Raw genomic sequence first — 11,860 nt, 5'->3', positions numbered from 1 at the left:
CGGACTAGCAACGTGCGGAAATAAACATTCACGGTATTGCCTTAGTTGAGGAATTCTAATCAACCCATTTTGAAATTTCATTTCAAATCAATCTTCTGGAATATCAACAATAATATAGTTTTCTTTCACATCAGATTCAGGCACTTCAGCTTCTTTAAAAACAACATCATTCCAATTTTCCTTATTGATTAAACCATATCCAGTAGAAGTAATATGAGGCATCCAGCGAAAGTTGGCGAATGTCGTATCTTTAAAATTTGGTAAGGAACCATTCTCTTTTGTAAAGGAGCGGTTTAGGAAATAAAGATTATCCTGCTTGGCGGCCTTTTCGCTAATGAAAGCTTGCCACTTAAGGTAAGCTGTATTCTTCGTAATTTGATAATAACGGATTACATTATTATTGACCTCAATGAATCGGTCTTTTGTATTTTCCGGAAAATAATATTGAAGGCTGGCTACTTCCACAGATGCTTCAAAGTCCTCTGTGAGCTGTGAAACTCTAGGAAGATTAATCGCAGCATTTCTTGCTGTGCTTAATTCACTGCTCTTAATATCAGTAAGCAGTTTCGTGCTCGGTTTCGAAACAAATGCAGTTTGGGTCTTTTGATTCCACGTTACTGAACCGTCTAACGCTTCTGCAACAAAACGTAAGGGAATCATCGTTTTACCATTATGAATAAATGGAGCAGTACTTAATGAAACTGAATTTCCATTTTTTTGTGCTACTTTTTTATTCATCGTCAACTGCAAGTTTGTATCGCTCCCCTTCACTGTCACTTGCTTAGTAGTATTATTCCAGGCAAACGTTAAGCCACCTAAACTTTTGAGTGAAGTCAGGCTAAAAAATACCTGGTTGTTCTTGTTGAGAATGTCTTTTGAATCTAAGTCATTATTATTCACAACAACTTGCGTTCCTTTTGGACCTTGTACTATTGCAGCTGCATCATTGGTTGGAATTACCAAAAGCGAAGAACATAGAAAAGCAAAAGAAAATAATACTAACTTCTTCATTTGGAAAACCTCCTAAGTTTTATAATCTTTATATAATAAGACGCAAACGTAAGGTTACCTCCAAACAGTGTAGATTCTTGAGAATTTCTCCTGTCTTACTAAACTAACCTGCCCGTTAGTTGAACAAAGTCAGCCAATCATGCTGATTGGCTGACTCCTTGATTTATTGAGCTTTCGTTCCCCTGTTGGAAGCCCATGGCTTTCAGCAATATAATAAAATAAGTGTCACAGTGTCAATCTCATCTCCTAACGATACTATTCTCCAAAGATTTCTATACTATTTGTTCGATCTCTAAAGAGGATCTGTTTTACCCGATTATCCTTAAAATCTACTCAGCATCACTATTTAGACAGCTTATATACCGGCCACAGTGCCAACCTTAACATCTCGCGGCCCCAAAAAGCCAATACGGTCATTCCTGTCCATGAGCTACGATTATTCTCGCTATACTGGTCGTTGATAATATAGGTCCGGGTGGAAATAGGGCTTTTCAGACCGAACTTTTCCCACTCCGCTGGATCATTTGTACCCCCAAGCCTTTCAAGCATATTCGTAGACTTCTTTTTGATTTTAGCCGGAATTTGCTCGTAGGCTTGGGAGATTTTTGTATGGAATTCGTCAATTGGATTGCGGCTGGCAATGCTCTCCAAGTGGATGCTTTCGCGAAGGTAAGAAACGTATGCCAAATGTTCAGCCCAGAACTCGTCGATATAAAAAAGCCGTACCCGCTGCTCCGAAGGGCTCATCCGCTGCTCGCCTTTCAAAACTCGGAGCCGCTCCGCATATAGAATTCGCCTCTGGTCCTCCACCATATCCGAATAACCGTTTAGTTCCTGGTGGATATCGAAGTTTTGGCCCATAATAATGCGCTGAATATGCTCGATTTTACTGCGGAGCACCGAATCCTCGAGAGCCTCATCCTGCTTAGGAGCGCGAACCACTTTATGGATACCGAACTGAAGCATCAACTCGTCTTCCAAGCTGAGGAAAAATACGGAAGCTCCAGGGTCGCCCTGGCGGCCGGAACGGCCACGTAACTGTTCATCAATCCGCAGGCTTTCGTTCACATATGTACCCACCACGTATAATCCTCCCAGCTTGGCGACAACTTCTGCCTGCTCAGGATTGCAGCCGCCGAGCCGAATGTCTACGCCGCGTCCTGCCATATTGGTAGACACCGTTACGGCGCCGATTTCTCCTGCTTTAGCGATGATTTCGGCTTCTTTTGCGTCATTTTTTGCATTCAGAACATGGCAATGTACGTTAGCGTTCGCCAGCGCCTCCGCCAGCTTGTCAGACTCCTCGACGCTAGACGTCCCGATGAGAATCGGACGTCCCGTTGCATGGACAGACGAAATTTCTTGTACAAGCGCCTTCAGTTTGGCTTCTTTATGGGTATAAATCCGGTGCGGGTGATCAATCCGTATATTTGGCTGGTTCGGCGGAATTTGCACGACTCGCAGCGCATAGATATGTTCGAATTCCATTGTTGAAGCTTGCGCCGTAGCCGTCATTCCGCAAATTCCCGGATACAGGCTAATGAAGTGTTGAATGGTGATCGTCCCGAGAATTTTCCCGCCTGCCGTCCACTGCAGTCCTTCTTTGGCCACAAGCGCGGCTTGCAGCCCGTCCGGCAAATACCTGTTCTCCGCCACACGGCCGGTATATTCATCAATTAACTCGATTACACCGTCCCGTACGATGTAATCAACATCTTCTTTAAGTAACGTTTCCACATGCAGCGCACAATTTACTGATGTTAGCATCTGACTATTTTGGCTGTCGTACAGATTACCGCATCCGAGCAGCAATTCCACCTTCGCAGCCCCTGCTTCATTCAAGTACACGTTCCGCTGGAACTCGTCGAATTCGTAATGCTCTGCTTGTTTGAGCTGCCGAGCCACTTCTGCGAAACGAATATCGTCGCTCTTGGAGGCGCTCGACTCTCCGCTGATGACTAGCGGCACCCGCGCTTCGTCGAGGAGCAGTGAATCCGCTTCATCGACAATAACGTAGTGGAACGGGCGATGCACCATATCAGCTTCATTTAATGTGATCGTGTCGCGTAAATAATCAAATCCCGCTTCTTTAGCCGTCACATAAGTTATATCTTTGGCGTAAGCTTCCTTTTTCTCGTACAGGCTCATGCCCGCTTGAACCGAGTTTACGCTTAACCCGAGAAAACGATAGATCGGGCCCATCCACTCGGCATCTCGATTTGCCAAATAATCGTTAAACGTTAGCACATGAACGCCTTGGCCAGTCAGCGCATTTAGATATGCAGGCATAACAGCAGAGAGTGTTTTCCCTTCACCAGTATGCTGCTCGATCAAAAATCTCTCATGCAGAGCGATAGCAGCCATGATCTGCACATCATAGGGCTGTAAACCGAGCTTTCTCTTCGCTACCTCGCAGACTAACGCATAGGCATCGACAAGAAGCTCATCTAAAGGCGTGCCCCACTTTGCTTTTTCTTTAAGGCGGAGAGATTCCTCTTGAAGCTGCTGATCGCCCCAAGCTTCCAAATTCCGCTTCCTGATGAGTTCCACTTTGTCTCGATAGCCTTTCAACTGCTGCCGGGTATCACGGTCTTTGAATTCTCGCATCCACTTGACGATTAAATTCATTGGTTTATCCTCCTCGGTATACCCAAGTTTTCTATTTCCTGGATATGGGTTTACATACGCATTTACTTAGAGGAAGTTTCCGTATTATCTCAAAATATCGAATAAAACGTAGTCCCATATCCTCGAATATCCAAACTACACTCCCTCAAGAGTGTAGTTCTAGCAGTTTAAAAGTTCCACTTTACTATAATTTGAAATTGAAAGTTACGTTCCCATTAGTTGAACAAAAGCAGCCGATCAAAAATGAACTGCACCTCCATTTGGCTAGACACTGTCTAACAATTGGGGTGCAGTTCATTTGGTCAGCTGCTTGCTTAGTTGTATTGAGCGCTATCGTTTCCTGTTAGCGCAACACCAATTAGAATTAAATTAAAAGTAGAACTACACAAGAGGAAAAACAGCTTATTATTGCAATGATAATATGAAGACAACTGAATGAGATTTTTTCTAGGAAAATTCTTTCTTTTTTTTGAATGAAATATGTGTAGATTAACACAATAATCACAACGGGCAAATATAGGTGAAGATCCGGACCATCACTACTCGGCAAAACTTTGTTAATAGTTCCACCTATAGTTTCGTCAATTAACATACATCCATAGATAACTCCGATTATCCCTGAAATAAAAAACTGAGCTGCTACCTGGACCAGATCTTTCTTCAGGAAGAAAGGAACAAGTTTTCGGTATAGGTCATCGGCCATAATATAATTGTTGCCTCCTCAATTTTTTAACTGTAGTTCAACTAACGTTTCAAATTAGTTGAATAGGTTACCCAAGTACGTCCGTCTCGTTTAGCCTTACTAGCTTTTTCAAAAAGATCATTTGTCCAATATGATGTGCATTATGGATACACAAATTTGAAACAACATTCCACCACTGAGCATTGAAGTAGGAAGGTATTCTTCCTTCCAGTTTTGATATCTCACAATTAGTAATGCTGTCACGCCATTCGGAAAAGCCATTACTCAACCGTCGAATGGTTTTACGCCAATTTTCTTCATCCAGCTTCAGGCGATCCATTTCAAAAGTTTCTTCATTATTTATAATACTAATCTCAAATATGTCTTCGTTCCTAAAACGTGTTAGCCACATCTCATTCCAGTATATAAGATGATTCGCGATCTCCCAGATGGAATGTGAATTACCCTCAGGTTTCCAAGTTGCCTCCGCAACTGATATATCATCTAAAATGGTTTTAGACGATTTAAACCAACTTTCATCATCATGACAAGCAGCCAATTGATCGAGTAGAACTTCCTTTATGCTAGTCATCATTACCACCTCAAGTCGATTTTTTGTTCTCTTATGTTTTCTTAAGAAGCTATCCTTCACCTAGCTGGATAGACCTTCCACCTATTGTAACAACACCGAATGAGAGCGGAGTAACGAAATCGTAGTAATCACCATGTGATTTTATTCAATTGTACTTTCGTTTACTTCCATATCCAAACCCATTTTCCCTTCAAAATTCTGGAGGTCCCGTAATGATACAGCATCATCACGGTGAACGGGAGAACTTGGTCTTGATCCCCATTGTACTGTCCACAGGTGTAACATTTATTAATGTAACTCTTTCATACTTCCTAGCGTCTAATCTATAAATATTTAAAAAGGTGGGATATAGTGATAAAAACATTTGTAATGACTACACTATTAGTCTCTCTAATTTTTTTGATGGCATGTAGTGGAGAAAGTCTGCCAAAAGATAAACCAAGCACATCGACAAATATACCGACTCAGAATGAAGCTACCGATACAACAAATTCGCAAGATACGAGTGCCAAACCATCGTCGAATACCAGTTTTAAAGCTGAATTGGCAATTGACTTAGAATCAGCTAAAAATCCGTTGAACGAAAACGAGCGCCCCGCGCTGGATGTACTCGAAAAAAACCTGACCGCTCTCGTGCAGCATGATCACAAACTGTACCGATCCGGTTTTGTCGATGATCAACTGGCCGATGCCATGGATTTTTATTATGGTGAGCAGTTCCAATATACGTTTTCAAGCATTGAAAGCATTGAGAAAAGTGCGTCTATTAAAAAACAGGTGCATATTACGGTTCTTGGTGAACGTCTGGATACAACAACCAATTCGGTTGAAGAAGTAAAAATGATGTATGCGATCCGGCAGAATGAACAAGGAGATTGGGACATCTATACCATTGATTAATGTCATTAGACTGATCAGTTGCCAAAATACATACTTACTCCTATCCGTCGGTCTAAAATTTTGCTCTTGACTTGGAGTGTACTCCAAGATGTATCGTGATCTTCAGCAAGTAAATTTTACCTCAAGGAGACTTAATCATGAACCAAAAGACTGTTTTGATAACGGGTGGAAATAAAGGTATCGGGTTCGAGAGTGCCAGACAATTGGGCAAGATGGGATTCATAATTTTAATTGGTTCAAGGGATCAATCCAAAGGGCTGGAAGCGGCTGCTTCGCTGAAGAATGAGAACATAAATGCTGAGGCAATAACGCTTGACGTTACAGACCTGGATACAATTCAATCTGCTGCTAATCGAATTGAAAATCAGTATGGAGCGCTTGATGTTCTGATTAATAACGCTGGCGTGAGCTTGGATAGGGGTCTTCCTCCGAGTCAACTGGAATTGGCCGTTCTAAGAAATACTTATGAGACAAATGTTTTCGGCATGTTCTCTGTCACTAAGGCTATGCTTCCTTTGATTAAAAAATCGCCTGCTGGCAGAATTGTAAACCTTTCAAGTGGATTGTCTTCCTTGACCTTAAATAATGACCCGGAATCCGATGCCGAAAAATATGGAGTAAATTTGCTCGCCTACATGAGTTCGAAAACGGCTGTCAATGCACTGACTGTCTTGCTTGCCAAAGAATTAAAAGATACGCCGATCAAGATAAATTCAGCTGATCCAGGGTTCACTGCTACGGATTTGAATGGGCATACGGGTTATCGTACCGTTGAACAGGGAGCTTCTATTGTCGTGAAACTCGCCACACTTCTCAATAATGGTCCGACTGGTGGTTTCTTTGATGAAAACGGAGTGATACCGTGGTAATAGACCAGGAGGTGCAGCAAAGTGATCGACATTCCCGAAAACGCAAGCTCAATTAAACAGGCCGCTGAATTCACGGGTCTGTCAGAAGATACCATCCGCTATTATGAGAAAATCGGCTTGCTTCCGTATGCCGATCGTGAAGCAAACGGACACAGAAGGTATAGTAAACATCAATTAATAGGCATGGTCTTTTTACGAAGGCTCAAATCAACCGGAATGACAATAAACGAAATGAAGCATTTCCAAAAGCTTTACGAAATGGGAACATCCTCAATCCCTCAGAGAGTCTCCATTCTGATCGAACATAAGAATAAAATTCAGGATGAAATTGACCGATTACTGGAGACACAAAGGATTATTGATTACAAAATTAACAATTATAACGAGTTCCTTGTAAATCCGGACTTAAACAGTTCAGCCTGTGACCCCGTAGAAAAATAAGCTCTTATAGCAACGCCAGCGATCCAAATGTACCAAATTACGTATTCTGTGATGATGTCATCTGACAAACATAAAGGCCCTGTATCCATGTTCGCTTTTCTTGCAAGGTGAAATCAAGAAAAAGAAAATGGGTTAAAGGGCCTTTTTATGTGAAGGAATGTAGCTTTCCCTCAGGCGATCAATAGTTAATCACCTCTAGCTGATCTACAATAGAAGCTATTTTAGAAAATGCATCCTCAATTCCTAAATCTGCTGAAGAAATCACATGCATATTGTAACACTCGCCTACCCTCCGATAGCTGGTCAAACTCTTCTCCAAGTGTTCGCGCTCAACGTAGGAATCTTCAAAGCTTTTACGTTGTTTTATCCGCGCTATACTAGTTTCTAAATCAACATCCATAAGAAATGAAGCATGGGGTTGACGGATGGATGGAAGTATCTCATTTAACCATGGTTCTGGCGAATTTCCACGTGCTACCATTGTTGCAAGCATCGTAAAAATATAACGATCACTAATGACATAACCCCCTTTACGGAGAGCAGGCTCTATGACTTCTTTATAATGTTGAATACGATCTGCTATCATATACATCTGCAGCGCATTATAGTCGACAAGATGTCGTTTGTCCGGTTTATAAATAAAAGTTTTAAAAATATGCAGCTGCCTCATTTCTGGCGTTGGCTGCATAGTTATGAGAACTTCTCTACCTTCGTTTCGAAACTTACCTGCAAGCATCTCAATCATTGTGGTCTTTCCAGAGCCATCGACACCCTCAAAAACAAATAATCTACCTTGATATTCTTTTGTTATTGGACTTAATGCTGGAAACATAACTTTCACTCCCTATATCAATCAATTGGGCCTTATTGCTAATATCCACAGAAACTGATGCCGAACCATTTGCTAAACGACACAGATCACACGAATTCAATTAACTTCCTATCTATTTCTGCGATATCGCCAATCTCTGATTTACCATCCCAAAGGATAATTGAAGAAGACTCATTATTTTCAATAAAATCATCAAGTTGGTACAGTTCACCCTTGAACAGAGCTCCATACTCTGTCCGTTCAGGTCCATGAAAACTTGGCTGGAGTCTAAACTTCATTAGCCCTTTGAATTCAGCCGTGTTAATATTTTGATTGGTTTCTTCAAACAATTCTCTAATTACACATTGTTGAGCATTCTCTCCAGCTTCAATAATCCCTCCTGGAAGTTCCCAGTTGTTTCTCCATTTATTATGCATAAATAGGTACTTTTCTTGGCATTTCACGACAATTAGAGCATGTGTTAGCGGAGCATCCAGTGTGCTTGTAATGACCTTATCATACTCGATACGAATAAAATCCAAAAAAATGTTACCTCTTGAATCTGTCATGATTGCCATTTTTACTCCTCCATTTCTTTTGTAACAAAAATAAAAAACGCGCTAGACCTAAGTCCTGCGCGTTCATATATCGCAGGATGGGAAGCGCGAATAGCGTTAACCCATCCCAAATTTTTTTAGGAATGAATTAACGCTTTCCATGATGGTGAGATTGTTTGAATTCTAAAATTAACATCGTCTATTCTCCTATTCATCAACATATGGAAATAATACCCACTATAGTACTTTAGAGTCAAGTATATATTTTTGCTTATGTACAATAATGTAACCTGTCCGTTAGTTGAATAAAGCAGCCGGTCATATTGGTCAGCTGCTTCCTTAATTGTATTGAGTTAACGTTTCCCATTAGCTTAATGAACAATTAATACATCAATCGGAAATTGAACCATCAATAAATTGATAAGAGATAAATAAAGTTTAGTACTGCTATGAAAATATAAAGACTACTGAATAAGACTTTTTAAAGAAGATCTCTTTGTTTTTTCAAATGAAGAACTGGTGAATTAACACAGCAATCACTATTGGTAAATATCGATGAAGATCTACCCCATCATTACTCGGTAATACTTTATTCATATATCCACCTATAGTTTCATCAATGATCATAAATCCATTGTCTAAACTCTTCTTCTTTCAGAGTCAGATTAAGGATCTTATATTCATCGGTCTCATAGTTTAGATATTCTTCTATTGCAGCTTGGGGGCTAGAATCAATCCGATTCGTATCAATAAACAATTTAATATAGATTACAAAATAAGCGATCATAATAGGTAAGAATACTATTAAGAATAGTATTGAGAATACTAAGTTAACTTTTTTTGACTTCATCAGACTCCACCTCTACGTCACATGACCCATTCTACGTTAATGACACTGTCTAATTAGCAAAAATGAACAAGTTTTTGTTGATACGACTTGGAAGTATACTGCCTGTACAATGATCGTTGCTCATATTAAGTCATGTTTTCCGTTAGTTGAATCCCCTGAAATCAATCATTTTAAATTCTCATATAATTTTATCCTTTCATAAGGAAAATGACTGCATTCCTCATTCATAGAATTCATAAGCTCTTGCTTTTTCTCCACGAAAAGGTTCTCAAAGTTATCATCTGAACCCCCTCCCATCTCACTCCAAGAGTAGGGATGAGTTAAAATTTGAACACGTTCTACACCTTCTAGCATCTCTGTGTTAGGATACCCGAATTTCCACTTATGTTGAGAATCCGATAGATAAAATATTTTTGACTTGTTGGTATTAATTAAATTATTGTCAGAGCAGTAGTTAAAATATCTGCTAGCACAGCTGTTTATTAAGTTGTCTATTTTTATATCTAAAGACAAAACTACCTTAGTGGGTCTGTGGAACGAAAAACGGTCTACCGTGGTCTCAATAAAATTGGAGAAAATACCTATTTCTTTTTTTATTCCTTCTACAATATTATGGGTGCTATTCTTTGGTAAATGATAGTGTAATCCAACTCGATGACCCATACGAAGGATATCCCTTATTATTTTTATGTTCTCTTCAGAAAAGGGGTTATAACAATTATTCGATATTTGAATGAAATATGAAGACTTAATATCAAGGTGATTCGACTCAAAATAGGCTAGTTTATGTGCTCTAGATAAAGAGAATTCAACATCATGTCTGAGAATAACAAAAGATTTTGTCTCTTCAGTAATCTCTTTGTAATCTAAAAAAGGAAGCCCCGTATCTCTGAGTCTTTGTATTATCTCTCCATATTCTTTATAAGTGAACATTGTTACACCATCCAACATATGTTATTTATCAATACTATTCATTTCATGTGACTTTTAGTTTTTCAAAAAAATTCGTATTTTAAACAGAATGGCTGTATTTTCAAATAATAACTCAAAATGGTTAGTAGATAAATGAATTTCCTTTTACGGGCCAAATAAATTAGTCATCTTTAACTAACCTCTATTATTGATCTCCAGACCTCTTCAATATGGTTTGTAGAAATCAATCCAAATGACTCACCACATTCATGCTGCTAAATCTCCAACCTTCCAATCCCTTCTCAATCGTGTGCACACTGGTATGGTCCATAGGATGAAAGCTCGATGTATTGCTCCATTCCCGCTTATCGAGCAGATAATAGAGGATGTTAATCACTCCACCGTGCGTAACCAACAGAACGTTGGACGTTATCTTTTGCTCCTCAATATCTCTGCATAGCATTTCGAAAGATGTACAGATTCTGTTATAAAAGTTTCTTGGGCTTTCTCCTCCTGGAAAAGGAGAATCCATCTCAAGAGAGTTGAAATAAACTCCTGGGTAATTCACTTCAGCCTCCTCGTGGAGCATACCTGCCAAAACTCCGTTATTCATCTCTCGCCAATCTTTCACAAAGCTGCCCGGGATATTTAATTTCCTCTCAATCTCCCTTGTAGTCTGTACTGCACGAGGAAGATCACTGCTTAGGATCGTATCGATAGCATATTCCTTAGCATGCTGATGTAGATAATTGCCCAGTTTTCCCGATTGAATAATTCCTTGTTCCGTGAGTCCTCGCTGGCTCCATCCGCCTCGATATCCTTCCTCGTCCATACCATGCCTTACCAGGAAAATTTTCAAGATCATTCCTCCTTAAATCTGTATTTCAATCATCTCTAGACGGATCGTATAGATCCTCAACCACTGGTATGTAAGGAGACAAGAATGGATCCATCACTTTCTCCAGTTTTCCACGCGCCAACTTCGATTGAATTCGTAAAACAAACCCCGACCTCAGATGGTTTTTATTCCAAGATCGGGGCTCTTACAACAATTTATTTTACAAAAGTATTATGAACTCGTACTGACTTGATAAAATATGGAATCCAGATCGCACAAGTAAGAACTGACTTCGCAATTTCTCTCATCGAACTTCCATCTTCAAGATCTCTCGCCATCGGAATCTGAAGTAACAACAGATAATCAATGATGCCAACGACCAAACTGACACTATAGAAGATAATCATAAGACGTGGCAAAATCGCTTTTTTATTGTAAAACGCAAAAACCGTATACAAACTAAACAATAGGAATAACACGTTATACACCATTTCAAAAATGAGGACTGGTCCCCATAACGGATGATAATAATCAGATTGCTTCGAAGTCAGCAATTCCCATGTTTCTGTCGTAAACATAGGCAGGATTTGTTGGATCAATTGCACTACGAGCAGAATAATCGTAAGAAAAAGACCAAGCTGGATGAGAATCAGCCATCCTCCTAGTCCTGATACGCCCAATGGTCGATAGTCTCTCTTCTGCTCTTCAATAGGTGGTTCCACGGATAACACTTCCTTATACTGTTTTGTCATTCTGAGATGAATCATTC

11 protein-coding genes are annotated in these 11,860 nt (G+C 39.9%); 3 read left to right on the top strand and 8 right to left on the bottom strand.

The genetic code is table 11. From position 1 onward, the window contains the following. Positions 1-87: 87 nt before the first annotated feature. The 3 genes from HP552_RS31945 to HP552_RS31935 form a co-directional block, all read right to left on the bottom strand. Positions 88-1,011 (bottom strand): copper amine oxidase N-terminal domain-containing protein, encoded by a 924-nt coding sequence (locus HP552_RS31945; protein ID WP_175399375.1) that lies wholly within the window; start codon positions 1,009-1,011, stop codon positions 88-90. Between the two features lie 342 nt (positions 1,012-1,353). Beyond that, positions 1,354-3,639 carry a preprotein translocase subunit SecA gene (locus HP552_RS31940; RefSeq protein WP_175399374.1) on the bottom strand — a complete coding sequence of 762 codons (2,286 nt, stop codon included), beginning with the start codon at positions 3,637-3,639 and terminating at the stop codon, positions 1,354-1,356. Positions 3,640-4,409: 770 nt separating this feature from the next. Continuing rightward, positions 4,410-4,916: a DinB family protein gene (locus HP552_RS31935; protein WP_175399373.1), complete on the bottom strand. Its 507-nt coding sequence runs from the start codon at positions 4,914-4,916 to the stop codon at positions 4,410-4,412. A 348-nt stretch (positions 4,917-5,264) separates the two neighbouring features. Here HP552_RS31935 and HP552_RS31930 point away from each other — a divergent pair, with 348 nt between their 5' ends. The 3 genes from HP552_RS31930 (at position 5,265) to HP552_RS31920 (ending at position 7,123) form a co-directional block, all read left to right on the top strand. Next, the gene (locus tag HP552_RS31930; RefSeq protein ID WP_175399372.1) at positions 5,265-5,813 is read left to right on the top strand and encodes a hypothetical protein; all 549 of its coding nucleotides are present in this window, start codon (positions 5,265-5,267) and stop codon (positions 5,811-5,813) included. Between the two features lie 137 nt (positions 5,814-5,950). Further along, a complete protein-coding gene (locus tag HP552_RS31925; protein ID WP_175399371.1) occupies positions 5,951-6,682 on the top strand; it encodes an SDR family oxidoreductase in 732 nt (243 codons plus the stop codon). 21 nt (positions 6,683-6,703) lie between these two features. Further along, the gene (locus tag HP552_RS31920; RefSeq protein ID WP_175399370.1) at positions 6,704-7,123 is read left to right on the top strand and encodes a MerR family transcriptional regulator; all 420 of its coding nucleotides are present in this window, start codon (positions 6,704-6,706) and stop codon (positions 7,121-7,123) included. Between the two features lie 178 nt (positions 7,124-7,301). On the opposite strand, the gene tmk is transcribed toward HP552_RS31920, so the two are convergent. The 5 genes from tmk to HP552_RS31895 form a co-directional block, all read right to left on the bottom strand. Then, positions 7,302-7,955, bottom strand: coding sequence for a dTMP kinase (gene tmk, locus HP552_RS31915; protein WP_175399369.1), 654 nt, complete (start codon positions 7,953-7,955; stop codon positions 7,302-7,304). 86 nt (positions 7,956-8,041) lie between these two features. Next, complete coding sequence (locus HP552_RS31910) at positions 8,042-8,512, bottom strand: NUDIX domain-containing protein (protein WP_175399368.1); 471 nt, start codon at positions 8,510-8,512, stop codon at positions 8,042-8,044. A 994-nt stretch (positions 8,513-9,506) separates the two neighbouring features. Further along, on the bottom strand, positions 9,507-10,274 hold the full coding sequence (locus HP552_RS31905; RefSeq protein ID WP_175399367.1) for a hypothetical protein: 768 nt from the start codon (positions 10,272-10,274) through the stop codon (positions 9,507-9,509). A gap of 223 nt (positions 10,275-10,497) precedes the next feature. Next, positions 10,498-11,118 carry a histidine phosphatase family protein gene (locus HP552_RS31900; RefSeq protein ID WP_246311150.1) on the bottom strand — a complete coding sequence of 207 codons (621 nt, stop codon included), beginning with the start codon at positions 11,116-11,118 and terminating at the stop codon, positions 10,498-10,500. 188 nt (positions 11,119-11,306) lie between these two features. Beyond that, entirely contained in the window at positions 11,307-11,813 is a 507-nt protein-coding gene (locus HP552_RS31895; RefSeq protein WP_175399365.1) for a DUF2569 domain-containing protein, read from the bottom strand. Positions 11,814-11,860 lie beyond the last annotated feature (47 nt).

Origin of the sequence: Paenibacillus xylanilyticus (assembly GCF_013359935.1) — a bacterium.
In the GTDB taxonomy this organism is placed as follows: Bacteria; Bacillota; Bacilli; order Paenibacillales; family Paenibacillaceae; genus Paenibacillus; species Paenibacillus xylanilyticus.
Note: the sequence above shows the minus strand (reverse complement) of the source record. Positions and strands in the feature narration are given on the sequence as shown.

Excerpts from the sequence above, each read along its gene's own strand:
- HP552_RS31945 (WP_175399375.1), bottom strand. The coding sequence starts at position 1,011 with ATGAAGAAGTTAGTATTATTTTCTTTTGCTTTTCTATGTTCTTCGCTT.
- HP552_RS31940 (WP_175399374.1), bottom strand. The coding sequence starts at position 3,639 with ATGAATTTAATCGTCAAGTGGATGCGAGAATTCAAAGACCGTGATACC.
- HP552_RS31935 (WP_175399373.1), bottom strand. The coding sequence starts at position 4,916 with ATGATGACTAGCATAAAGGAAGTTCTACTCGATCAATTGGCTGCTTGT.
- HP552_RS31925 (WP_175399371.1), top strand. The coding sequence starts at position 5,951 with ATGAACCAAAAGACTGTTTTGATAACGGGTGGAAATAAAGGTATCGGG.
- tmk (WP_175399369.1), bottom strand. The coding sequence starts at position 7,955 with ATGTTTCCAGCATTAAGTCCAATAACAAAAGAATATCAAGGTAGATTA.
- HP552_RS31910 (WP_175399368.1), bottom strand. The coding sequence starts at position 8,512 with ATGGCAATCATGACAGATTCAAGAGGTAACATTTTTTTGGATTTTATT.
- HP552_RS31905 (WP_175399367.1), bottom strand. The coding sequence starts at position 10,274 with ATGTTCACTTATAAAGAATATGGAGAGATAATACAAAGACTCAGAGAT.
- HP552_RS31900 (WP_246311150.1), bottom strand. The coding sequence starts at position 11,118 with ATGATCTTGAAAATTTTCCTGGTAAGGCATGGTATGGACGAGGAAGGA.